Source organism: Methylobacterium oryzihabitans (assembly GCF_004004555.2).
GTDB classification, from domain to species: domain Bacteria; phylum Pseudomonadota; class Alphaproteobacteria; order Rhizobiales; family Beijerinckiaceae; genus Methylobacterium; species Methylobacterium oryzihabitans.
This window is the reverse complement of record NZ_SACP01000001.1, coordinates 404,065-427,687: the sequence shown is the minus strand read 5'-3', so window position 1 is coordinate 427,687 and position 23,623 is coordinate 404,065. Positions and strand designations below refer to the sequence as shown.

Below are 23,623 nucleotides of genomic sequence, written 5' to 3'. Positions count from 1 at the left end.
GGGGCGGGTATGCTTGAGATCACGAGTCGAGCAGGCTTGTGAGGCACGAAAACGGTCACGGATCCTTGGCGATCGCCTCGATGTCGCGGTCGACGCCGCTCTCGACCTTGAAGTCCTGGGTGTAGACCTTGCCCTCGTGGCGGGCGATGAGCTGGTACTCGCCCTCCGCGAGCGTCACCTGCGGGAAGGCGCCGATCGCCTCGCGGATGGTGTCGCCGCCCGGCGTCAGCACGCTGAAGGCGGTGCCGGCGAACGCCTCGGTGCCGGGCGCCGCGACGAGCTTGAGGGTCACGGTGGCGGCGCGGTGGTTGAGCGTCGCGTCGGTGATGCGCCCGTTCTCGACCTTCAGGTCGGCGCGCTGGATCGCGTTGGAATCGCCCCAGGTCGAGACGACGTGATAGGTGCCCTCGGGCAGGCGGATGATCTCGCCAGCCTTGATCCCCTCGCGCACGAGGCGCCCTTCCGGGTTGCTGCCGATCGGCACGAAGACCGAGAAGGCGAGTTGGGCCGGCTGGATCCGCACGTCGCCGACCGCGCCGGCGAGGCGCAGCGCCCCGGCCTGGACCGTCAACTGCTCGGCCGCGCCGCCGGGCCCGAGGGCGACCCGCTTCGAGGTGCTGACGAAGCCGTAGGTGACGCTGGCGAGGTAGTTGCCCGGCGGCAGGCGGAAGCTCGGCTGGGCGTCGGTCGAGCGGGCGAGGATCACCGGGCGCCCGGACTCGCCGCGATCCTCGTAGATGCGCCACGACAGCCCGCCGCGGATCGGCCGGCCCTCGCCCGTCAGCACCGCCCGCAGGGACAGGGCGGCGTCGGGCACCGGCGCCGGCGGCGAGACCTGCGGCGGCGGGACTTGTGGCAGCGGGGCTTGGGTCACGGTGGGCGCGGGCGGAGGCGACAGGGTGGGCGCCGCGACGGCGCCGGCCGGCAGCGCCGCGAGGACCAGTGCGGCGCTCCGCGCCACCCTACCGAACCGTCGTCCCGCCCGTGTCATCCTCGTCCCTCGCCAGGAGCTCGCCCGCCGCCGCCATCAGGTTGTCGACCGAGAGCGGCCGGAACCGGAACTCCACCACGTGACGGCCCGCCGGCACCTCGACGCCGCGAAACAGCAGGTTGGTGCGCAGGATCGGCCGCTTGACGCCGTCGACCCGCGCCTCCCAGCCCGGATAGTACAGGTCGTGCAGCACCAGCACGCCGTCGCGGTCGCTCTCGACCTCCAGCGTGACGACATTGCGGCGATAGGCGAGGATCGTCGCGCTTGCCCTTGCCGGCGCGATCGCGGCGCCGGGGTTCGTCACGCCGTAATCGCCCTTGAGCTTCGGCAGGCTGTCCTGGTCGACAAGGGCGGTGTCGTTGCCCTCGAATTCCGGCAGCTCGTCCTGCGACAGCACGCTCTCGGATTCCACCGGCACCAGCCGGGTGGCGAGGTAGGCCCGCGGCCGGGCCGGGTCGAGGCGGTAGACCCACATCTGGCCCGAGCCGTAGAGCAGGGTGGCGCCGGTGAGCTGCGGGAAGTGCTTCGGCAGGCGCGAGGCCGGCCGGTCGAGGACGAGGTATTCGAGGCCGAGCAGGCTGGCGAGGCGCGAGCGGTAGCCGCGAAACAGGCCCGGGAACTGGCGCAGGTTGGGGTCGGCGGCGTTCTCGCCCGGGCCGACGGCGCGCTCGTAATCGGCGAGCCGCAGCGGGTTGTAGCCGATCGTGTCCTCGAGCCCGAGCACCATCGAGGCGTTCTGCCACGCGCCGCCGAGGCCGAGGATCTCGACCCGCGGGTGCTCGCCCTTCTGGTGGCGGGAATCCAGTTCGGCCTTCAGCACCGCGAGGCCCTGGAGCTGCTCGGGCGGCAGGCGGCTGAACACCGCGTAGCGGCCGGCCGGCTCAGCGTTGAGCGAGGAGGCGGCGTTGCGCCAGATCAGCTCGGCGCCGGTGGCGCAGACCAGCAAGGCCGCGACGAGCCCGCGGGCGGCGACCGCCCGCGACAGGCTCGCCCGCGACGACGGCCAGCCGCGCCACAGCGCGACCACCAGCGCGGCGGCGATCCCGGAGCCGACCAGCACGTCGCGCAGGGAATCGCGCAGGTGGTGGGCCCTGGCGGCGAAGCCGTAGGCGCCGATGAGCAGCGCGAGCACGGTCGCGACGGCGAGGAGCGGCAGGACCCGGCCCCAGCCGGCGGGCAGCCGCGGTGCGCCCTCCTGCACGTAGCGGTGGACGAGGTAGCCGGCGAGGGAGGCGAGGGCGATGTTGACGACGAAGGTCGCGTCGGCCGGGCGGCGGTAGAGGTCGACCCCGGGCACGTGGTCGAAGATCGGCGCGAAGACCGGGGTGTAGCGGCCGAGCGCGTAGAGGATCGCCGCGGCGAGGAGCAGCAGGGCCGGGCGGATCTCGCGGGCGAACAGGCGGCCGCCGGCGAGCCCGTGCCAGAGGATCAGCACGGCCGGCAGGGTGCCGGCGAACAGGTAGTTGATCGCCCGGTCGGTCCAGGTGCCGCCGTCGAGCGAGGCCCAGTCCGGCCCCCAGTAATCGTAGGTCCAGCGCAGGGAGCCGAACACGTCGGCGAACAGGCCGGTGGCGAGGCTCGCCGGCGGCAGCGACCCCATGGCGGCGGCGCCGTAGCCGAAGGCCGGCCGGGTCGAGGTCATCAGGAACTGCATGGTCAGCAGCGACGGCACCGCCAGCAGGGCGCCCCCCACCACCGCCATGGCCAGCAGAACGCCGAGGCGCGCCCGCAGGTAGGCGAGGGGACGCGGATCGGTCGCGGCCGCGTAGACCGGCACCGCGATGAGGGTGAAGCCGCACAGGAACGCGACCTGATCGCGCCCGACCGTCATCAGCGCCGCCACCGCCGCGAAGGCGAGGCCGAAGCCGTAGGCGCGGGCCCGGCGCGCGGGATCCGCCAGCGCCTCCTCCAGCAGCCACAGGGCGAGCGGGAAGTAGCCGTAGGAGAGGATCATCCCGGTGTGCTGGAGCCGGGCCGAGGCCGAGCCGCCGAGAACGAACACCATCGCGGCCACCACCGCCCCGGCCGGGTGCCAGGACCGGCGGCGGAACAGCAGCAGGGTCGCGACCGCCCCGGGCAGCAGGTGGGCGAACACCACCGCGTCGAACAGTTCCATCGACGGCGACGGGTCGAGCCACGCGAACAGCAGCATGGTCGGGGTGAACAGCAGCGATTGCGGGTCGGCGACGGAGGGGTGACCGCCGAAATGGTAGGGGTTCCAGAGCGGCAATTCGCCGTTGGCCAGCGCCAGCCCCAGATAGCGCAGCATCGGGTAGAAGTGGTTCTTGGAATCCCAGGGCACCACCGCGCCGGCGAGCGGCCAGGCCGCCGCGGCCGCCGCCCAGAACAGCAGCACCGCGGCGAGCGCGAGCCAGAGGTCCCGCGCCGTCCAGGCATGGGGGAGCGGCGGCGCGGCGGTGGCCGCGGCCGGCGAGCGGAACGACGAGAACAAGCCCCGCATGGTCGAGCCTCAACGCTGCCCCGGGCGCCCGACGGGGACGCGATTGCCAAGCCGGGGGACCGGTGCCTATCTGTGTGGCCCTGGCGCCCGAGAGTGACGGCTCTATGGCCGACCCCCGGGGCCCGGACCGATTTCGTCAGGAATCGGCTGTGCTTCCCTTAAGCCACGGCACTGAAGGCCCGATGAACGCAACCCTCGAATTGCTGCGCAGCCGCCGCTCGGTGCCGCCGCCGATGCTGTCGGGCCCCGGCCCGGACGAGGCGGATCTCGACGCGATCCTGCGCGCCGCCGCCCGCGTGCCCGACCACGGCAAGCTCGCGCCCTGGCGCTTCGTCGTCATCGCGGGGGAGGGGGCGCAGCGCCTCGCCCGCCTCGTCGCCGAGACCTACGCCGCCGACAACCCGGGAGCCGACGCCGCGCGGCTCGAGGCCGAGGGCGCCCGGGTGACGCGGGCGCCGCTGGTGATCGCGGTGGTGTCGCGGGCGGGCCCGCACCCGAAGATTCCCGAATGGGAGCAGGTGCTCTCCGCCGGCGCGGCGGCGATGAACCTCGTGGTGGCGGCCAACGCGCTCGGCTACCGCACCTCCTGGCTCACCGAGTGGATGGCCTACGACCGGCGCATCCTCGATGCGCTGGGCCTGTCGCCCGCCGAGCGCCTCGCCGGCTTCGTCCATGTCGGCCGCGCCGACGAGGTGCCGAGCGACCGCCCGCGGCCCGACCTCGCCGAGATCGTCACCCGCTTCTAGAGGCACCGCGATGCACTACGACGCGCAGAACCGCACCCTGCCGCACAACCCGTTCAAGGCCCTGGTGGCGCCGCGGCCGATCGGCTGGGTCAGCGCGATGGCCAAGGACGGCCGGCTCAACCTGTCGCCGTACTCGTTCTTCAACGGCGTCGCCGACAATCCCGAGATGGTCGCGTTCTCGTCCTTCGGCCGCAAGGACGCGCTGGCCTTCGCCGAGGAGGGCGGCGAGTTCGTGTGCAGCCTCGCCACCCACGCCCTGAAGGACGGGATGAACCTGTCCTCGGCGCCGCTGCCGCGGGGCGAGAGCGAGTTCGACTTCGCCGGGCTTGAGACCGCGCCGTCGCGGATGGTGCGCCCGCCCCGCGTCGCGGCCTCGCCCGCCGCCCTCGAATGCAAATGGCTCCAGACGATCCCGATGGTGCCGCTCGGCGGCGGCGAGGCGTCGTACTTCCTGGTGATCGGGCAGGTGGTGTCGATCTACATCGACGACCGCTTCGTCACCGCGGAGGGCCGGGTCGATACCGGGGCGATGCGGCCGATCATGCGCGGCGGCTATTTCGACTACTTCACGGTCGAGCCGGAGAACCGCTTCGAGATGCGCCGCCCGGCCGGCGGGGGCGACGCGCCGCGGGCCTAAGTCGAAACGTGCGTCAAGTCGTTGATTTTCGGCTGAATTGTCAAGCGCGGGATCCCCTCTCCCGAGTGGGAGAGGGGTAGGGGTGAGGGTGGAGACGGTTCAGGATCAAGCACCAAGCCTCGAGCCGCACAGCTCAACCGTTGACGCTTTATTCTGACCCCGAGCCACCCTCACCCCCGGCCCCTCTCCCACTCGGGAGAGGGGAGACGCGCCACGGCGAAAGTCGTCTTCGTCGGGAGCAAAGGGTGCAGAAGACCGGCGCCCCGATCCATCCCGAGTGACGGCCAAGCCGGCGAGCAAGCGCTAATGACTTGCCGCGAGCGTGACGACATCGCGGAGCCGACCCCGTGTCTGTTTCAGCCCGGCATCCGCAGCCGGGCCGGGTTGCCGACCGCGATGCCGCCCGGCGGCACGTCGCGGGTGACGACGCTGCCCGCGCCGATGATCGCATCGTCGCCGATGGTGACGCCGGGCAGGATGATCGCGCCGCCGCCGATCCAGACATTCGCCCCGATGACGATCGGCCGGCCGAATTCGAGCATCTGCCGGCGCTGCGCCGGGTCGCGCGGGTGGTCGGCGGTGAGGATCTGCACGCCCGGACCGATCTGGGTCATGTCGCCGATCGACACCGCGACCACGTCGAGGATGCAGCAGTTGAAGTTCAGGAACACGCCGCGGCCGAGGCTGATGTTGAAGCCGTAGTCGCAGTGGAAGGGCGGGCGGATGTTGCAGCCGTCGCCGACCCGCGCGAACGCCTCGGCCAGCAGCGCCTGACGCTCCGGCTGCGACAGGGTGCTGGTCGCGTTGTAGCGGTCGAGCCACGCCGAGATGCGCCGGTTGTCCTCGGCCAGTTCGGGATCGTCGGCGACGTACAACTCGCCGGCCAGCATCTTCTGCTTCTGGGTCTTCATCGGGGTCCTTCCTGCCGCCCGCCCTCATGCGAAATCCGATTGATTGCCTCGCAATGCGGATTTCGACTTCGCTCAAGCGCCGCGCGGGCTGGTGACACGGAATCCGGAACGGATCGTCCGGATTCCGTGTCACATGCCGCGCGGGCGGGCGGCTGCAAGGGGACCCGGCTCCCCCGCGCCGTCGTCCGTGGTAGGAGACCGGCCATCTTTCCCGCCATCCGTCCCGAGCCCGCCATGAACATCGACGGCCGCCCCACCCGCACCATCACCCCCGCGCCGGACGGCGAGGGCGTGCTGGTGATCGACCAGACCCGCCTGCCCTTCGCCGTCGAGACGCGTCTCCTGCGCAGCGAGCAGGACGCAGCCGTCGCGATCCGCACGATGATCGTGCGCGGCGCGCCGCTGATCGGCGTCACCGCCGCCTACGGCCTCGCGCTGGCGATGCGGGAGGATTCGTCGGACCCCAACCTCGACGGGGCGGTGCGCCGCCTCACCGCCACCCGCCCGACCGCGGTCAATCTCGCCTGGGCGCTGGCGCGGGTGAGTGCGAATCTCCGCGGCCTGGAGCCGCGCCTGCGGGCCGGGGCCGCCTTCGCCGAGGCCGGCCGCATCGCCGAGGAGGACGTGGCGAGCTGCCGGGCGATCGGCGAGCACGGGGCGCGGCTGATCGCGGACGCCGCGAAGGCCAAGGCCGGGCCGGTGAACGTGCTCACCCACTGCAACGCCGGCTGGCTCGCCACGGTCGACTGGGGGACGGCGCTGGCGCCGATCTACGTCGCGCACGATGCCGGGGTGCCGGTCCATGTCTGGGTCGACGAGACCCGGCCGCGCAACCAGGGCGCGGCGCTGACCGCCTTCGAGCTCAACGCCCACGGCGTGCCGCACACCGTCGTCGCCGACAATGCCGGCGGCCACCTGATGCAGCACGGCCGGGTCGACCTCTGCATCGTCGGTTCCGACCGCACCACCGCGACCGGCGACGTCTGCAACAAGATCGGCACCTACCTCAAGGCGCTCGCCGCCCGCGACAACGGCGTGCCGTTCTATGCCGCGCTGCCGTTCTCGACCATCGATTGGACGCTGGAGGACGGGGTCGCCGGCATCCCGATCGAGGAGCGGGATGCCCGCGAGGTCACGCATCTCACCGGCCGCACGGCGGATGGCGGCTTCGCCACGGTGGAGGTGGTCTCGCCCGGCAGCCCGGTGGCCAATCCGGCCTTCGACGTGACGCCGGCGCGCCTCGTCACCGGCCTCGTCACCGAGCGGGGTGTGGCACCGGCGACGCCGGAGGGCTTGCTGGGCCTCTATCCCGAGCGCCGCCGCGCCGCCTGAGCCGGGGAGCGGGGGCCTCGCCGGGAGGCCCCCGTAGCGTTACTGCGCGTTGCGGAACGGCTCGAACCGGGTCAGGCCGCGCAGGAGCTGGCCGAGGAACGCCTGCTCGCCGCCGCTGGTCGGGGTGGTGCGCGAGATGAAGTCGAACACCCGGCCGTCCTGCTCGCCGTAGATCGCGACGCGCTCGACCTTGAAGCCCTGGTTGAAATAGACCGCCAGCACGCGCTGGTCCTGCTGGCGCTCGCCGAGGAACATCACGGTGCGCTTGGTGTTCTGACTGATGTAGTACCAGGACTTGTTGCCGACGGTGGACACCGTGCTGGGGGTGCCGAGGAGCTGGAGCACCTGTTCGGCGCTGATGCCGGGCTTGACCTGGGCGACCGCGGCCTCGTCGATGACGTAGCCGTGGCGGAACTCCTCGCCGATCACGCAGCCGGCGGCCGACAGCCCGAGCAGGCCGGCGGCGGCGAGGCGAAGGAGCGGACGGCTGAAGCGGCGCGGCATCGCAAATCCCGGAAAACCCAACGGACGGCGGCCTTGCGCCGGAACCCGCGGCTGCCGTACCCCGGGGTTGTGGCTTTGGCAAGGCACGGCCAAGCTCGGGGCCGCACCCGGCCGTGGGCCGCGGTCCGGCGGCGCGCGAGGCGCCCCGCGCGGGCTCCCGGGCCGGTCTCTCAACCCCCTGACGTCACCCGGCGGAGATCCATGATCGCCCTGTTCAAACCCGGAGGCCCGTTGCATTTCGGTAGCCTGTTCCGGCGCGAGGAAGCGGCGCGCCGCCGGGTCATCGAGGCGCTGCACGTGCGCATCAACGCCGCCTCGCGGGTGCCGGCCCTCTACACCGACCTCGGCGTGCCCGACACGGTCGAGGGCCGGTTCGAAGCCCTGTGCCTGCACGTCGTGCTGGTGCTGCGCGCCCTGCGGCGCCTGCCGCCGCCGGCCGCCGACATCGCCCAGGACCTCGTCAACTCGGTCTTCTCGCAACTCGACGCCTCGCTGCGCGAACTCGGCGTCGGCGACATGGGGGTCTCGAAGCGGATGAAGAAGCTCGCGCAGGCGTTCTACGGCCGCGCGAACGCCTATGACGGCCCGCTCGACGCCGGCGACGGGGCCGCCCTTGCTCTCGCGCTCGCCCGCAATGTGCTCGGCCGGGACGACCCGGAGGCCGGACGGGAGCTCGCCGCCTATGTCGCCGCCGCCGACCGGGCGCTGTCGGCCCCCGGCGGCCGGGCCGGCCTCGACCGGCTGCTGGCCGACGGGCCGGTCCTGCCCGATCCGGCCGGGTTCCGCCCCGCCGCACCCCGCTCAGGAGGCGCCCCATGACACCCGACACCATCGGCCCGCTCTCCCGTCCGGTCCTCGTCGAGAAGGCGATCCGCTCGGGCCAGGACATCGTCGTCGAGGCGACGCAGGAGGAGCGCGACGCGCTCGCGCGCGATTTCGGCCTTCCCGCCATCCGCAGCCTCACCGGCCGGTTCCGCCTGTCCGGCTCGCTGCACCGGCTCCAGGTCACCGGCCGGGTCGAGGCCGCCCTGTCGCAGACCTGCGTCGTCACGCTGGAGCCGTTCGACACCACGATGTCGGAGGAGGTCGACGTCGACTTCTCGGCCGCCGACGCCTTCGCGGGCACCGCCGCCGAGGACGCCGAGATGCCCGACCCGATCGTCAACGGCCGCGTCGACCTCGGCAGCCTCACCGCCGAGTTCCTGGCGCTCGGGCTCGATCCCTACCCGCGCAAGCCCGGCGTCGCCTTCGAGCCGGCGGCCGAGGAGGCCGACGAGCACCCCTTCGCCGGCCTGCAGGCATTGCGCGACGCCAAGGAGTGAACAGGGGGCCGCCGACCCGAAGCTTTCGGATTCCGCTTGCAGATTTCGTTTGCGGCCCGGGCCGGCATCGCTATTTTCCGCCGCGCGGCGGCCCCGGGCCGCGCAGCGCGCCGGGTGCAGGCGCCCCAAGGCAGGATCGTCCGACATTTCCATGTCCCAGAGAGTGCGCATCTCGCTCGACGCGATGGGCGGCGACCACGGCCCCGCGACGGTCGTGCCCGGTGCGGCGATCGCCCGCGAGCGTCACCCTGACACCACGTTCCTGATGGTCGGCGACGAGGCGGTGCTGGCGCCGCTCGTCGCCGCCGAGCCGCGCCTACGCGACGGCGTCGAGATCCGCCACGCGCCGCTCGCCGTGCGCATGGACGACAAGCCGAGCCAGGCGGTGCGTGCCGGGCGCGGCAAGTCCTCGATGTGGAAGGCGATCCAGGCGGTGCGCGACGGCGAGGCCGACGCGGCGGTCTCGGCCGGCAACACCGGCGCCCTGATGGCGATGTCGAAGATCTGCCTCAAGATGATGGCGCCGATCGAGCGCCCGGCCATCGCCTGCCTGTGGCCGACGGTGCGCGGCGAGAGCGTCGTGCTCGACGTCGGCGCCACCATCGGCACCGACGCCTCCCACCTCGTCGACATGGCGCTGATGGGCTCGGCCATGGCCCGGATCGTGTTCGACCTCGACCGGCCGACCGTCGGCCTGCTCAACGTCGGCACCGAGGAGATGAAGGGCAACGAGGCGGTGAAGGAGGCGGCCCGCCTCCTGCGCGAATCCGACCTGCCGAACCTGAGCTACCACGGCTTCGTCGAGGGCACCGATCTCGGCCTGGGCACCACCGACGTGGTCGTGACCGAGGGCTTCACCGGCAACATCGCCCTCAAGACCGCCGAGGGAACCGCCAAGCAGATCGCCGCGTACCTCAAGGGCGCGATGGGCCGGACGCTGATGGCGAAGATCGGCTACCTGTTCGCCCGCGGCGCCTTCGACGCCCTGAAGGCGAAGATGGACCCGAGCCGGGCCAATGGCGGCGTCTTTCTCGGGCTCGAGGGCATCGTCATCAAGAGCCACGGCTCGGCGAGCCCGGAGGGCTTCGCCAGCGCCATCGACATCGCCCACGACATGGCCCGCCACGACCTGATGCGGACGATCCGCGACATGCTCGACGCCACGCCGGCCGCGACGTCGGCGTGAAGGGGAGGATACCCGTCATGACCCGCGGTCCCACGCCCCGCCTGCGCTCCGTGGTGCGGGGCTGCGGCTCGTACCTGCCGCGCGATGTCGTCACCAACGACGCCCTCGCCGCCCGGGTCGAGACCACCGACGAGTGGATCGTCCAGCGCACCGGCATCCGCCAGCGCCACATCGCCGGCCCGGACGAGACCACCTCGGTCCTCGGGATCCGGGCGGCGCGGGCGGCGCTCGCCGACGCCGACATCGATCCGGCGACGATCGACCTCGTGGTCTGCGCCACCTCGACGCCCGACCACACCTTCCCGTCGACCGCGACCCAGATCCAGCACGGGCTCGGCATCTCCGGCGGGGCGGCGTTCGACCTCCAGGCGGTCTGCGCCGGCTTCGTCTACGGGGTCGCCACCGCCGACAAGTTCCTGTCCACGGGGACGTTCCGGCGCGCCCTCGTGGTTGGGGCCGAGACGTTCTCGCGCCTGCTCGACTGGGAGGACCGCACCACCTGCGTGCTGTTCGGCGACGGCGCCGGGGCGATCGTGCTGGAAGCGCAGGAGGGCCAGGGCCATTCCGGCGACCGCGGCGTGCTCACCAGCCACCTGCGCTCGGACGGGCGCTACCGCGACAAGCTCTACGTCGACGGCGGCCCCGGCTCGACCGGCACCACCGGCAAGCTCCGGATGATCGGCAAGGACGTGTTCCGCTTCGCCGTCGGCTCGGTCACCGACGTCATCAGCGAGGCGTTCGCGGCCACCGGCACCACCGCCGACGACCTCGACTGGTTCGTGCCCCACCAGGCCAACCGCCGCATCATCGAGGCCTCGGCCGACAAGCTCGGCATCGCCCGCGACAAGGTGGTGCTCACCGTCGACCGGCACGGCAACACCTCGGCGGCCTCGATCCCGCTCGCCCTCGACGCCGCCTGCCGCGACGGGCGCATCACCCGCGGCGACCTCGTGATGATCGAGGCGATCGGCGGCGGCTTCGCCTGGGGCAGCGCGCTGATCCGCTGGTGACCCGACACAAACCGGGTGCGATCGCGCGGGCGGCGGTTGACCCCGCTCCCGCCGCCGATTAGCGTGCGCGATCAGAGACATACACGGCAACGACGACACCCGGGGGAGAGCGGAATGGCAGGCAAGACGGTCACGCGGGCCGACCTGACCGAGGCCGTCTATCAGCAGGTCGGCCTGTCGCGGACCGAGTCGGCCGCCCTGGTCGAGACCGTGCTGTCGGAGATCTGCGCCTGCCTCGCCTCCGGCGAGACGGTGAAGCTGTCCTCGTTCGGCTCCTTCGTGGTGCGCGACAAGGGCAAGCGCGTCGGCCGCAACCCCAAGACCGGGGTCGAGGTCGCGATCGAGCCGCGCCGCGTGATGGTGTTCAAGCCCTCGAACGTGCTCAAGGCCCGGATCAACGGCGGCAGCGCCGGCGACGACGAGGTCGACGACGCCTGAGCGGGCGCGGGGAGGGCCGGCCGATGACGCGCCTCGCGACCCCCGACCCGCCCGGCGGGGACCGGCCGCCCGACCTCAAGTCCCCGGAGGCGTTCCGCACCATCGGCGAGGTCGCCCTCGACCTCGACCTGCCCCAGCACGTCCTGCGGTTCTGGGAGACCCGGTTCAGCCAGATCCGGCCGGTCAAGCGCGGCGGCAACCGGCGCTTCTACCGGCCCGACGACGTCGAACTGCTCCAGGGCATCCGCCGGCTCCTCTACGGCCAGGGCTACACGATCCGCGGCGTCCAGCGCATCCTGCGCGAGCGCGGCATGCGCTTCGTCCAGGCGGTCGGGCGCGGCGAGCAGGTCGCGCCGGCCGCCTTCACCGATGCCGAGCCGGAGCCCGGGGCGGCGCCGCGCCTGTCCCGCGCCGACCGCGCCGCCCTGTCGTCCGCCCTGCGCGAGCTGAAGGCGTGCCGCGACCGGCTGCGGGAACTGAGGGTGCCGGAGAACGAGGACGGGACCGCCACGGAACCGGACGCCGGGCCCGGCGGTTGATGTGAACGTCGCCTGACGCAAGGTTCAGGGACCTCTTCGCCGTTTCGCGCGTTGGAGGGCCATGGCCGCTCCCTCCCGACACGCGTCTCCGACGACCCAGTTGATCGCCCGGCTGATGCGCGTCGTGCGCACCTGCCCGGAAGCGACGGCCGACGTGCTCGAACTGGTGCTGCTCGTCAGCCAGATCGAGGCGATGACGGCGGTCGATCGCGACTACCGCGACGCCCGGCGTGTGATCGCCCGGCTGCGCAACCCGCTCTGGGACATGACCCCGGACCAGCGCGAGACCCTGCGCCGGGCCGCCGACACCATCAAGGCCGCCTGCCGCCTGAACGAGGGCGACATCCCGGCCGACCCGATCGGCGACGCCGGCGAGCGCGCGCGGATCGAGGTGGGGCTCGGCACCGCCCTGGCGGGTGAGTTCACCGCGGCCCAGATCGCCCGGGTGACCGGCGCCGTGATGGCGGTGCTGCAATCGGCGGGAGACGGCGATGTTCGGTGACTATCCGGTCGAGGGACGGGCCTACTGGATCTGGCTCGCGGGCGTGGCGGTGATCGGCCTCCTCAGCCTGTTCATCATGCTGGCGCTGCACTGAACTCCAGGCGCGTCGGCGGCAGGTGCCGGCCCTCGACGCGGGCGGGGCCGCTCCCCACATGCGCCGGGCCTCCCGACCGGGAGACCTCCCCGACCGGGAGACCTGGAGAGACCATCGATGATCCGCAGCCCCCGTCTGTCCCTCGCCCTCGCCGCCGCCCTCCTGGCCGCGCCGGCCCTGGCTCAGGACGCCAAGGTCCGGGAGCACTCGGTCGCCCCCGGCAAGCAGGTCCGCATCGTCGCGGTGCCGAACCTCAAGAAGGACTGCTCGCTCGGCCCGCAGCCGGAGGTGAAGGTCACCGCGCCGCCGAAGAACGGCGCCCTGATCCAGCGCGCCGGCAAGATGAAGACGCCCCCGACCTACCGCTGCCCAAACGCCGAGGCCCAGGTCCAGGCGCTGTTCTACGAGAGCAAGGCCGGCTTCAACGGCACCGACGAGGTGACGGTCGAGATCAAGGGCGCCGACGGCAACACCGTCACCCAGACGATCAGGCTGAAGGTCGGAGGGGCCGGCGGCGACAAGAAGGACACCACCGACCTGTGACGGCGGCAGGGCGCCCGGCACGACCGGGCGTCCTACGACAGCGCGGCGGTCCGCGGAATGCCCCGATGCGACGCCGCCGCCGGATGTGGTGTTTTCGACACAACCGGAACCCTGCGCGGCGCTTCGCGTTGACGAACCTAACACTTTTTCCCGGCGCCCCGGCCGGCCACCGACTTCCGCAGCGTCCGGCGGCCGTGGAAGCGGCTGTCACATCCCCCGGGCGGCCTGCCGCACTGCGACAAACATGGGGATATCGATTGCATCCGAGGCGGGACAGGATGATCCTGGCGATGTCGTGAGGGTTCGGAATGCCAATGCCGTCAGCGAGCGACCTGTTTCAGTCCTTTGCCCGCAGCTACGAGGCGCGCCGCGAATCGGAGCTGTCTCTGTCCGAGTATCTCGAGGCGTGCCGCGACAATCCCTTGATGTACGCGAGCGCGCCCGAGCGCATCCTCGATGCGATCGGACAGCCGGAATTCGTCGATACGGCGCGTGACCAGCGGCTCGGCCGTGTGTTCATGAACCGGACGATCCGGATCTACCCGGCCTTCTCGGAATTCTACGGCATGGAGGAGACGATCGAGCGGATCGTGTCGTTCTTCCGCCACGCCGCCCAGGGTCTCGAGGAGCGCAAGCAGATCCTCTACCTGCTCGGTCCGGTCGGCGGCGGCAAGTCGTCCCTCGCCGAGCGGCTCAAGGCCCTGATGGAGGTCCATCCGATCTACGTCCTGAAGGCCGGCAACGAGCTGAGCCCGGTCTTCGAGAGCCCGCTGGTGCTGTTCGACCCCGAGACGATGGGGCCGACCCTGGAGGAGCGGTTCGGCATCCCGCGCCGGCGCCTCACCGGCCTGATGAGCCCGTGGTGCCTCAAGCGCCTCGACGAGTTCGGCGGCGACATCTCGCGGTTCAAGGTCGTCAAGATCAACCCGTCGCGCCTGCGCCAGATCGGCATCGCCAAGACCGAGCCCGGCGACGAGAACAACCAGGACATCTCGTCCCTCGTCGGCAAGGTCGACATCCGCAAGCTCGAGACCCTGAGCCAGGCCGATCCCGACGCCTATTCCTACTCGGGCGGCCTCAACCGGGCGAACCAGGGCGTTCTCGAATTCGTCGAGATGTTCAAGGCGCCGATCAAGATGCTGCACCCCCTGCTCACCGCGACGCAGGAGGGCAACTACGTCGGCACCGAGAACATCGGCGCGATCCCGTTCTCCGGCATCATCCTCGCCCACTCGAACGAGGCCGAGTGGCAGAGCTTCAAGACGAACAAGAACAACGAAGCCTTCATCGACCGCATCTACGTCATCAAGGTGCCGTACTGCCTGCGCGTCACCGAGGAGCAGCGGATCTACGAGAAGCTGGTCTCCGGCTCCGAGCTGTCGCGGGCGCCGTGCGCGCCGGGCACGCTGGAGATGCTGGCGCGGTTCTCGGTGCTGTCGCGCCTGCGCGAGCACGCCAACTCGAACCTGTTCTCCAAGATGCGGGTCTATGACGGCGAGTCGCTGCGCGAGGTCGATCCCCGCGCCCGCTCGATGCAGGAATACAAGGACACCGCCGGCGTCGACGAGGGCATGGACGGGATCTCGACCCGCTTCGCCTTCAAGGTCATGGCGGCGACCTTCAACCACGACACCACCGAGGTCTCGGCCGACCCGGTCCACCTGATGTACGTGCTGGAGCAGTCGCTGCGCCGCGAGCAGCTCCCGCCCGAGACCGAGAAGCGCTACCTCGAATTCATCAAGGGCGAGCTGGCGCCGCGCTACGCCGAGTTCATCGGCCACGAGATCCAGAAGGCGTATCTCGAATCCTACCACGACTACGGCCAGAACCTGTTCGATCGCTACATCGACTACGCCGATGCCTGGATCGAGGACCAGGACTTCAAGGACCCGGAGACCGGGCAGCTGCTCAACCGCGAACTCCTGAACCAGGAGCTGACCAAGATCGAGAAGCCGGCGGGCATCGCCAACCCGAAGGACTTCCGCAACGAGGTCGTCAAGTTCGCCCTGCGCTCGCGGGCCCAGCACGGCGGGCGCAACCCGTCCTGGACCTCCTACGAGAAGATCCGCGAGGTGATCGAGCGCCGGATGTTCTCCCAGGTCGAGGAATTGCTGCCGGTGATCTCGTTCGGTTCGAAGAAGGACAGCGACACCGAGAAGAAGCACGGCGAGTTCGTCGACCGCATGCGCGACCGCGGCTACACCGAGCGCCAGGTGCGCCGGCTGGTCGAATGGTACATGCGCGTCAAGCAGGCGGGCTGACCGGGCCGCCCCCGCGGTCCTGCCGCGGGGGCTCCTCTTCCCGGACACGACGGCCGCACGCAGCCAGTGGCCAGGACACCGCGAAACGGTATGATGGCGTGATCGGGAAGCGTGAGTCTGATGCACATAATCGATCGGCGCCTCAATCCCGGCGGCAAGAGCCTCGCGAACCGGCAGCGCTTCCTGCGCCGGGTGCGGGACGTCGCCCAGCGCGCGGTCCGCGAGGCCGCCCGCGACGGTGACATCCGCGACCTCGGCAAGGACGGCAACGTCACGGTGCCAGCCGACGGCGTCCGCGAGCCGAAATTCTCCCGCGCCCCCGGCACCGGGATCCAGGACCACATCCTCCCGGGCAACAAGACCTACGTCGAGGGCGACACGATCGAGCGCCCGCCGGGCGGGTCCGGCGGCAGGGGAGGGGGGCAGGCCGGGGACGGCGGCGAGGGCGGCGAGGATTCGTTCCGCTTCGTCCTCACCCGCGAGGAGTTCCTCGAACTCTTCCTCGACGACCTCGAACTGCCCGACCTCGCCAAGCGCCGCCTCGCGGTGGTGGAGACCGAGGCCCTGCGCCGGGCCGGCTACACCGTCACCGGCTCGCCGGCGAACCTCGCCCTGACCCGCACCCTGCGCAACTCGCTGTCGCGCCGCATCGCCCTCAAGCGACCGAAGGCGGAGGAGATGGCGGCGCTCGAAGCCGAACTGAAGGCCCTGGAAACGCAGGAGCCGGACGGCCCTGCCGTGGCCGAACTCCGGGCCGAGGTCGAGCGGCTGCGCACCCGCAGCCAGCGCATCCCCTACGTCGACCCGATCGACCTGCGCTACCGCCGCTTCGAGCCCTATCCGCGGCCGGTCGCCCAGGCGGTGATGTTCTGCCTGATGGACGTGTCGGGCTCGATGACCGAGCACATGAAGGACCTCGCCAAGCGGTTCTACATCCTGCTGCACATCTTCCTGGTCCGTCGCTACAAGCATGTCGAGATCGTGTTCATCCGCCACACCGACCACGCTAAGGAGGTCGACGAGGAGACCTTCTTCGGCTCGCGCGAGACCGGCGGGACGCTGGTCTCCTCGGCCCTGGTCGAGATGAAGCGCATCGTCGCCGAGCGTTACAACCCCGAGGACTGGAACATCTACGCCGCGCAGGCGTCCGACGGCGACAACGTGTCGAGCGACGGGCCGACGGCGCAGAACCTGCTGCGCTCGGCGATCCTGCCGGCGTGCCAGTACTTCGCCTATCTCGAGGTCGGCGACGAGGGCGGCCCGCGCGCCGGCTTCGTCGAGCACCGCACCACCCTGTGGCGCACCTACGAGCCGGTCTCGAAGGGCGACTCGACGCTGGCGATGCGCAAGGTCAACCACCGCCGGGACATCTACCCGGTGTTCCGCGAACTGTTTTCCCGCAAGGCCGGGCAGGAGGCCGCGTCGCCCTGAGAGCCGGGCGCGCGCCGGATGCTCCGACCCTGACACGATGCGAGGCCCGATGAGTCCAGCCTTCCCCGCGGGCGTGGCGACCCCCGCAGCCCCGGCCCTGATCGACGGGTCCGGACTGCTGTTCTCCGGCAACGACTGGGACTTCGACACCATCCGGCGGATCCACGACGCCTGCGAGGCGGTGGCCGGGCCGGAACTGGGCCTGAGCTGGTACCCGAACCAGATCGAGATCATCACCGCCGAGCAGATGCTCGACGCCTATGCGTCGATCGGCATGCCGCTGTTCTACAAGCACTGGTCGTTCGGCAAGCACTTCGCCCAGCACGAGGCCGGCTACCGCCGCGGCCTGATGGGGCTGGCCTACGAGATCGTCATCAACTCGGACCCGTGCATCTCCTACATCATGGAGGAGAACACGGCGACGATGCAGACGCTGGTCATCGCGCACGCCGCCTTCGGCCACAACCACTTCTTCAAGAACAACTATCTCTTCCGCCAGTGGACGGATGCCGAGGGCATCCTCGACTATCTCGACTTCGCCAAGCGCTACATCACGCGCTGCGAGGAGCGCTACGGCCACGGCGCGGTCGAGGCGGTGCTCGATGCCGCCCACGCGCTGATGAACCAGGGCGTCCACCGCTACCCGCGCAAGAAGCGGCCCGACCTGTCCTCCGAGCAGCGCCGCGAGCGCGAGCGCGAGGAGCACCGGGAGCGGATCTACAACGACCTCTGGCGCACGCTGCCGGCCAAGGCGGCCGCCGGCAAGGCGGACCTCTCCGCCGAGCGCCGCCGCGCCCTCTTGGAACTGCCGCAGGAGAACATCCTCTACTTCCTGGAGAAGGTGGCCCCGCGCCTGCGCCCCTGGCAGCGCGAGATCCTGCGCATCGTCCGCCACGTCGCGCAGTATTTCTACCCGCAGCGCCAGACCAAGGTGATGAACGAGGGCTGCGCGACCTACAGCCACTATCGGATCATGAGCCGGCTGAGCGAGACCGGCCGGATCAACGAGGCGGCCTACCTCGAATTCCTGCAATCGCACACCAACGTGATCCGCCAGCCGACCTATGACGACCGGCATTACGGCGGCCACAACCCCTACGCGATCGGCTTCGCGATGATGCAGGACATCGCGCGCATCTGCACCGACCCCACCGCCGAGGACCGCGAGTGGTTCCCCGACATCGCCGGCTCCGGCGACCCGATGGAGGTGCTGCGCGACGTCTGGGCGAACTACCGCGATGAGAGCTTCATCGCCCAGTTCCTCAGCCCGCGCCTGATGCGGCAGTTGCGGCTGTTCCACGTCTCCGACGATCCCGACAAGCCGGAGTTGCGGGTCGAATCGATCCACGACGAGCGCGGCTACCGCCGGCTGCGCCGCGCCTTCGCCCGCCAGTACGACGTCGCGTGGCTCGACCCCGATATCGAGGTGGTCGACGTCGACCTGGAGGGCGACCGCAAGCTGATCGTGCACCACAAGGTGCTCAATCGCGTCCTGCTCAACCGCGACGACGCCGCCCGGGTGCTCCAGCACCTCGCCGACCTGTGGGGCTACGACGTGGTGCTGAAGGAGGTCGATACCGCCACCGGCACCGTGCTCAAGGAGCACACCGCCAGCGCCCGCCCGACCTTCTTCTGATCACGCCGACGCGCCGCGGACCTCCTCGCTGGCGCGCGCGGCGCAGCGGACGAGCACGCCCGGCAGCTCGTGCATCCGGTCGGCGGCGCCGGCCGCCGCGAGGTCGGTCCGCAGCCGGTCGAGCAGCGCGGCGTCGGAGGCGCGCCCGACCCCGTCGGCGACGAGGGAGCGGCAATAGCCCTCCGCCCGCGCGCCGGTCAGGCCGAGCTGCTCGCACATCCAGGCGCCGACCAGCTTGTTGCGCCGGGCCAGGGCCACGAAGCGCAGGGCCTCCTCGCGGGCGAACAGGGTCTCGTAGGCGCGCTCCCGCTCCTCGAACAGCGTCGTCATCGCCGGCCTCCATGCTCCGGATCGCGGGAAGCGGTCGACGGACCGTCCCGGCGGTACAAGGTGAGGTTGCGCCCGATCGCGGCCGCTGACCAGCACCCGGCGACGGGTGGCCGATCCCGATGGCGTGAGCGCGGCCGCCCAGGGGCCCACGAACCGGCGCCGGCTTCCAGCGTTGATTGCACCCGCAGACAATACAACCAAAGCGGGAGGGAGTCGCGCACGCGATGGCTGAACCAGAGGTTTCCGGGAGCTTTCCCAACGGCCCGATTCCGGCCGACGCCGTCCATGTCTGCGTCGATATGCAGTTGCTGTTCGCCCGCGACACCGACTGGCACACGCCGTGGATGGAGCGCGTGCTGCCCCGCGTCCATCGTCTCGCCGCGCATTACCCGGAGCGGACGGTGTTCACCCGCTTCGTTCCGGCGCGCCACCCGGGGGAGGGGCGGGGATGCTGGCAACGCTACTACCGGCGCTGGGCCTCGATGACGATCGAGCGGCTCGGCGAGGAGATGGTCGGGCTGCTGCCCGACCTCGCCGCGCTGACGCCACCGGCGATCGTGATCGACAAGCAGGTCTACTCGCCCTGGCTCGACCCGACCCTCGACCGTCACCTGCAATCGCGAGGAGCCGGCACGGTGGTGATCACCGGCGGCGAGACCGATGTCTGCGTGCTCGCCACGGTCCTCGGTGCGGTCGACCGCGGCTACCGGGTCGTCATCGCCACCGACGCGGTCTGCTCGTCGTCGGACCGGACCCACGACGCCATGCTGACGCTCTATCAGCAGCGCTTCGGCCAGCAGATCGAGACCGGCGACGTCGAGACCATTCTCCGGAATTGGAATTGATCGATGTTACAGAATTCCGAGGCCAGGGCTTCGCAGCACCGGAGCCAAACCGGAGTGATTGTGCAAAGCACAATCGGTTCCGCTGCCGCACGCCGACGTGACATTTCGCACGCATCCGACAGGGCCGATCTTCGGCATTGCTGAGAAACCGATGGCGCCGGTGCGGGAAATCTGACACAGTCTTGTCCGATTCGGAGGCTATCGATGGACAGGGCGTCACAGGCCGCGACCGGAGGCGAACGGATGCGCAGCTACAACCTGTTCTATCGCAAGGGGCTCGACGGACTGGTCTGCGCGGTCCCGGAGGATTACGCCGTCCCGTCGTTCCTGACCGAGGACCTGTGGGCGTTCGAGGGCCGCGTCGACGGCAGGACGCCGCAGCCCGCGGGCTTCGACGGCTCGGTGGCGGCGACCGCCGTGCGGTTCAACGGCTTCTACCTGTTCCAGAATCTCGCCCGCACCGCCTGACCCGCGCGGGTCCGCGATCGGGTGAGGACTCTCTTAAATCGCTTCTGCCAGGATCCCGCGGTCAATCCCGCGGGACCTCGCATCCATGTCCGAGTTGCGGACCCAGATCCGACAGAGAACCTTCCTCAAGGGCCGGATCAACTTCAACAACGGCAATGCCAGCATCGATTGCGTCGTGCGCGACATGTCGGAGTCGGGCGCGCGTCTGGCGCTCAGCCACACGCTCACGCTCCCGGAGACCTTCGACCTCACGATCCTGGGCAAGAACCAGACCCGGCGAGTGAAGCTGTGCTGGCGCCAGAACGACAGCGTCGGGATCACGTTTCTCGACGCCGCCGAGGCGGCGCCCGCCCCGCCCCCAACCCTCGCGGCATTGCAGCAGCGGATCCGCCAGCTCGAGGACGAGAACCAGACCCTCCGTCGGTTGCTGAGCGAGGCGCTCACCACGGCGGCCGCCTCCTGAACGAACGCAGTCCCCTCAACGAACGAAGGGCCGCCCCCCGAGGAGGACGGCCCTTCCATTGCCGAACCGCGATCCGGCGGACAGTCAGATCGTGACGCTCAGGCGATGACGCCGGAGGTGACGATCCAGGTCCGGGACGCCGACGACCGCGGCTGATGACAATGAGACACTGGATCACCTCCTTCCTGTTGTTGCCGATGGGTCGAATGTAGCGATGCCATCCCGAGGCGCAATGGTGCGCTGCCGCGGCGTTCGGCCCCCGCCGGCCCTCCTTGACCTCGGCCGCGCGCGGACCATCCTCCCCTCCATGAAGCGTCGGGGTCTCATCAAGTTCGCCAGCGCCGTCACGGTGATGACCCTGGGCGGGGTCGGCTACGCCGCGCACAAGCGCGGCCGTAATCCGTACTACCAGGGACCGGTGAGCGACCATTTCGACGGGACCCGGTTCTTCGCGCCCGGCCAGCCGCAGGACAAGGGCGCCGCCGAACTGGCGCGCTGGCAGATGGGCGGCGGGCGCGAGGACTGGCCGGCGCGCTGGCCGAGCCCCTATCCGCCCGACACGCCTCCGGAGCGGGTCGAGGGCCTGCGGGTGGTCCATGTCGGCCATGCCAGCGTGCTGATCCAGGTCGCGGGCCGCAACATCCTGGTCGATCCTGTCTATGCGAGGCGGGCGAGCCCGGTCGGCTTCGCCGGCCCGAAGCGCGTCAACCCGCCGGGCATCGCCTTCGAGGCCCTGCCGCCGATCGATGCGGTGCTGGTGACCCACAACCACTACGACCATCTCGACGGGCCCGCCCTGGCCCGGCTCTGGGCCGAGCACGAGCCGGTCTTCGTCGCGCCGTTCGGCAACGACGCGATCATCCGCTCCTACGACCCGACCGTGCGGGTCGAGACCCGCGACTGGGGGGGCTCGGTCGATCTCGGCGGCGGCCTCGCGGTTCACCTGACCCCGGCCTACCATTGGTCGGCGCGCGGGGTGAACGACCGCCGCATGGCCCTGTGGTGCGCCTTCGTCCTCACCACGCCGCAGGGCGTGATCCATCACGTCGGCGATACCGGCTTCGGCGACGGCGCGATCTTCGGGGCGGTGCGCGAGCGGTTCGGCGCTCCGCGCCTCGCGATCCTGCCGATCGGTGCCTACGAGCCGCGCTGGTTCATGCAGGCCCAGCACATGAATCCGGAGGAGGCGGTGCGCGCCCTCGGGATGCTCGGCGCCGAACAGGCGCTCGGCCACCATTGGGGCACGTTCCGGCTCACCAACGAGGGGATCGAGCGGCCGGCCGAGGCGCTGTCGGCGGCGCTGGCGGCCGAGGGCGTCGCCCCCGACCGGTTCCTCGCCCTGCGCCCGGGCCAGGTCTGGGAGCCGGCGGCGTGAACCGGCCCTCCGGCACCGGCCGGACTTGTGCCGGAGCCGGCGGCTCGCCTAAGCCTGCCCATCAGCCTTGAGGATCGACGAGCCGATGCGCTTTTCCGGAACCGAGTCCTACGTCGCCTCCGACGACCTCTCGGTCGCGGTCAACGCGGCGATCACCCTGGAGCGGCCGCTCCTCGTCAAGGGCGAGCCCGGCACCGGCAAGACCGTGCTGGCGGAGGAGATCGCCCGGGCGCTCGGGGCGCCGCTGCTGACCTGGCACGTCAAGTCGACCACCAAGGCGCAGCAGGGGCTCTACGAGTACGACGCGGTCTCGCGCCTGCGCGATTCGCAGCTCGGCGACCCGCGGGTGAGCGAGATCGGCCACTACATCCGCCGCGGCAAGCTGTGGGAGGCGTTCACCGCCCCCGAGCGCCCGGTCCTGCTGATCGACGAGATCGACAAGGCCGACATCGAGTTCCCGAACGACCTGCTGCTCGAACTCGACCGGATGGAGTTCCACGTCTACGAGACCGGCGAGACCGTGCGGGCCGCACGCCGCCCGGTCGTCGTCATCACCTCGAACAACGAGAAGGACCTGCCGGACGCCTTCCTGCGCCGCTGCTTCTTCCACTACATCCGTTTTCCCGACGCCGACACGCTCAAGGCGATCGTCGCGGTCCATTACCCGAACATCCAGCACCGCCTCGTCGAGGAGGCCCTGCGGGTGTTCTTCGAGGTGCGCGAGGCGCCGGGCCTGAAGAAGAAGCCGTCGACCTCGGAACTGCTCGACTGGCTGCGGCTGCTGATGGCGGAGGAGATCGGCCCCGAGGTCTTGCGCGAGCGCGACACCCGCAAGCTGATCCCGCCGCTCTACGGCGCGCTGCTGAAGAACGAGCAGGATGTCGGCCTGTTCGAGAAGCTCGCCTTCCTGAGCCGCCGCGAAGGGCGCTGACGTCCGCGACCCGGAGAACCCGATGCGCCGCCTGATCCTGTTCCGCCACGCCAAGTCCGACTGGCCCGACGGCGTCGCCGACCTCGACCGGCCGCTCGCCGCCCGCGGCGAGGCGGCGGCGCCGCGCATGGCGGCCCACCTCGCCGGGAACGGGCTGGTCCCCGACTACGTCATGGTCTCGCCGGCCCGGCGCACCCAGGAGACCTGGGCGCTGCTGCGGCCCTCCTTTCCCGACGCCGCCGTCGAGACGGTCCCGGGGATCTACGAGGCGCCGGCCCGCCGCCTGCTCGACGCGGTGCACGGGGCACCCCCCGGGGCCGCCACCCTGATGCTGGTCGGGCACAATCCCGGCCTCCAGGACATCGCCCGCCACCTCGCCGGCGAGGGGGAGCGCGAGGCCCTGCGCGACCTCGCGCGGAAATTCCCCACCGCCGCGGTGGCGGTGATCGACCTGCCGGTCGCGGCCTGGGGCGAGGCGTCGGCCGGCACGGGCCGGCTCGACCGGTTCGTCACGCCCAAGCGCCTCGGCCTCGGCGAGGACGACTAAGCAGATTTCGCAAAAGTGGTAGCCGGTTTTGCGACAAAAATCTGCGACAAATCAAGAATCTTAGCGGACGAAGCGTTGGCGTGCCAACGCAAGTCTGCTTAGTCCCGCCCCCAACCGGAC

General features: G+C 70.8%; 25 protein-coding genes. 20 read left to right on the top strand and 5 right to left on the bottom strand.

Annotated elements, in window-relative coordinates; translation table 11 throughout:
* Nucleotides 1-55: 55 nt before the first annotated feature.
* Both EOE48_RS01990 and EOE48_RS01985 read right to left on the bottom strand, forming a co-directional pair.
* Nucleotides 56-991 carry a hypothetical protein gene (locus EOE48_RS01990; protein WP_127727085.1) on the bottom strand — a complete coding sequence of 312 codons (936 nt, stop codon included), beginning with the start codon at nt 989-991 and terminating at the stop codon, nt 56-58.
* On the bottom strand, nt 963-3,452 hold the full coding sequence (locus EOE48_RS01985) for a YfhO family protein (protein ID WP_127727084.1): 2,490 nt from the start codon (nt 3,450-3,452) through the stop codon (nt 963-965). Before EOE48_RS01985 ends, EOE48_RS01990 begins: the two co-directional genes overlap by 29 nt.
* 182 nt (nt 3,453-3,634) lie before the next feature.
* Between EOE48_RS01985 and EOE48_RS01980 the strand changes: the two genes are divergently transcribed.
* Nucleotides 3,635-4,198, top strand: a complete 564-nt coding sequence (locus EOE48_RS01980; RefSeq protein WP_127727083.1) for a nitroreductase family protein — start codon at nt 3,635-3,637, stop codon at nt 4,196-4,198.
* 10 nt (nt 4,199-4,208) lie between these two features.
* Complete coding sequence (locus tag EOE48_RS01975) at nt 4,209-4,835, top strand: flavin reductase family protein (RefSeq protein ID WP_127727082.1); 627 nt, start codon at nt 4,209-4,211, stop codon at nt 4,833-4,835.
* Between the two features lie 356 nt (nt 4,836-5,191).
* Here EOE48_RS01975 and EOE48_RS01970 read toward each other — a convergent pair whose 3' ends face one another.
* Entirely contained in the window at nt 5,192-5,746 is a 555-nt protein-coding gene (locus tag EOE48_RS01970) for a sugar O-acetyltransferase (RefSeq protein ID WP_127727081.1), read from the bottom strand.
* 234 nt (nt 5,747-5,980) lie between these two features.
* On the opposite strand from EOE48_RS01970, the gene mtnA reads away from it, so the two are divergent.
* Nucleotides 5,981-7,078, top strand: coding sequence for an S-methyl-5-thioribose-1-phosphate isomerase (gene mtnA, locus EOE48_RS01965; RefSeq protein WP_127727080.1), 1,098 nt, complete (start codon nt 5,981-5,983; stop codon nt 7,076-7,078).
* Nucleotides 7,079-7,117: 39 nt separating this feature from the next.
* Here mtnA and EOE48_RS01960 read toward each other — a convergent pair whose 3' ends face one another.
* Entirely contained in the window at nt 7,118-7,582 is a 465-nt protein-coding gene (locus tag EOE48_RS01960) for an outer membrane protein assembly factor BamE (RefSeq protein WP_127727079.1), read from the bottom strand.
* Nucleotides 7,583-7,783: 201 nt separating this feature from the next.
* Here EOE48_RS01960 and EOE48_RS01955 point away from each other — a divergent pair, with 201 nt between their 5' ends.
* From EOE48_RS01955 to EOE48_RS01905, 11 genes are all read left to right on the top strand, one after another.
* A complete protein-coding gene (locus tag EOE48_RS01955) occupies nt 7,784-8,401 on the top strand; it encodes a ubiquinol-cytochrome C chaperone family protein (RefSeq protein ID WP_127727078.1) in 618 nt (205 codons plus the stop codon).
* On the top strand, nt 8,398-8,904 hold the full coding sequence (locus EOE48_RS01950) for a YceD family protein (protein ID WP_127727077.1): 507 nt from the start codon (nt 8,398-8,400) through the stop codon (nt 8,902-8,904). The genes EOE48_RS01955 and EOE48_RS01950 overlap by 4 nt, the downstream gene beginning before the upstream one ends.
* A 151-nt stretch (nt 8,905-9,055) precedes the next feature.
* Nucleotides 9,056-10,090 carry a phosphate acyltransferase PlsX gene (gene plsX, locus EOE48_RS01945; RefSeq protein ID WP_127727076.1) on the top strand — a complete coding sequence of 345 codons (1,035 nt, stop codon included), beginning with the start codon at nt 9,056-9,058 and terminating at the stop codon, nt 10,088-10,090.
* A gap of 17 nt (nt 10,091-10,107) precedes the next feature.
* The gene (locus EOE48_RS01940; RefSeq protein ID WP_127727075.1) at nt 10,108-11,100 is read left to right on the top strand and encodes a beta-ketoacyl-ACP synthase III; all 993 of its coding nucleotides are present in this window, start codon (nt 10,108-10,110) and stop codon (nt 11,098-11,100) included.
* Nucleotides 11,101-11,214: 114 nt separating this feature from the next.
* Nucleotides 11,215-11,538: an integration host factor subunit alpha gene (locus EOE48_RS01935; RefSeq protein WP_127727074.1), complete on the top strand. Its 324-nt coding sequence runs from the start codon at nt 11,215-11,217 to the stop codon at nt 11,536-11,538.
* Nucleotides 11,539-11,561: 23 nt separating this feature from the next.
* The gene (locus EOE48_RS01930; RefSeq protein ID WP_127727073.1) at nt 11,562-12,077 is read left to right on the top strand and encodes a MerR family transcriptional regulator; all 516 of its coding nucleotides are present in this window, start codon (nt 11,562-11,564) and stop codon (nt 12,075-12,077) included.
* A gap of 61 nt (nt 12,078-12,138) precedes the next feature.
* Entirely contained in the window at nt 12,139-12,579 is a 441-nt protein-coding gene (locus EOE48_RS01925; protein ID WP_127727072.1) for a hypothetical protein, read from the top strand.
* A 211-nt stretch (nt 12,580-12,790) separates the two neighbouring features.
* On the top strand, nt 12,791-13,216 hold the full coding sequence (locus EOE48_RS01920; RefSeq protein WP_127727071.1) for a 4-aminobutyrate aminotransferase: 426 nt from the start codon (nt 12,791-12,793) through the stop codon (nt 13,214-13,216).
* A gap of 308 nt (nt 13,217-13,524) precedes the next feature.
* Nucleotides 13,525-15,477, top strand: a complete 1,953-nt coding sequence (locus tag EOE48_RS01915; RefSeq protein WP_127727070.1) for a PrkA family serine protein kinase — start codon at nt 13,525-13,527, stop codon at nt 15,475-15,477.
* A gap of 120 nt (nt 15,478-15,597) precedes the next feature.
* On the top strand, nt 15,598-16,908 hold the full coding sequence (locus tag EOE48_RS01910; RefSeq protein ID WP_127727069.1) for a YeaH/YhbH family protein: 1,311 nt from the start codon (nt 15,598-15,600) through the stop codon (nt 16,906-16,908).
* Between the two features lie 49 nt (nt 16,909-16,957).
* Entirely contained in the window at nt 16,958-18,544 is a 1,587-nt protein-coding gene (locus tag EOE48_RS01905) for a SpoVR family protein (RefSeq protein ID WP_246153894.1), read from the top strand.
* Here EOE48_RS01905 and EOE48_RS01900 read toward each other — a convergent pair whose 3' ends face one another.
* Complete coding sequence (locus EOE48_RS01900) at nt 18,545-18,874, bottom strand: DUF1476 domain-containing protein (protein WP_127727068.1); 330 nt, start codon at nt 18,872-18,874, stop codon at nt 18,545-18,547.
* A 224-nt stretch (nt 18,875-19,098) separates the two neighbouring features.
* Here EOE48_RS01900 and EOE48_RS01895 point away from each other — a divergent pair, with 224 nt between their 5' ends.
* The 6 genes from EOE48_RS01895 (at nt 19,099) to EOE48_RS01870 (ending at nt 23,503) form a co-directional block, all read left to right on the top strand.
* Nucleotides 19,099-19,719 (top strand): cysteine hydrolase family protein, encoded by a 621-nt coding sequence (locus EOE48_RS01895; protein ID WP_127727067.1) that lies wholly within the window; start codon nt 19,099-19,101, stop codon nt 19,717-19,719.
* Between the two features lie 243 nt (nt 19,720-19,962).
* The gene (locus EOE48_RS01890) at nt 19,963-20,187 is read left to right on the top strand and encodes a hypothetical protein (RefSeq protein ID WP_127727066.1); all 225 of its coding nucleotides are present in this window, start codon (nt 19,963-19,965) and stop codon (nt 20,185-20,187) included.
* A gap of 85 nt (nt 20,188-20,272) precedes the next feature.
* Nucleotides 20,273-20,650, top strand: a complete 378-nt coding sequence (locus tag EOE48_RS01885; protein WP_127727065.1) for a PilZ domain-containing protein — start codon at nt 20,273-20,275, stop codon at nt 20,648-20,650.
* Between the two features lie 307 nt (nt 20,651-20,957).
* A complete protein-coding gene (locus tag EOE48_RS01880; protein ID WP_127727064.1) occupies nt 20,958-22,025 on the top strand; it encodes an MBL fold metallo-hydrolase in 1,068 nt (355 codons plus the stop codon).
* An 85-nt stretch (nt 22,026-22,110) separates the two neighbouring features.
* Nucleotides 22,111-22,956, top strand: a complete 846-nt coding sequence (locus EOE48_RS01875; protein ID WP_127727063.1) for an AAA family ATPase — start codon at nt 22,111-22,113, stop codon at nt 22,954-22,956.
* 22 nt (nt 22,957-22,978) lie between these two features.
* A complete protein-coding gene (locus tag EOE48_RS01870) occupies nt 22,979-23,503 on the top strand; it encodes a SixA phosphatase family protein (protein WP_127727062.1) in 525 nt (174 codons plus the stop codon).
* Nucleotides 23,504-23,623 lie beyond the last annotated feature (120 nt).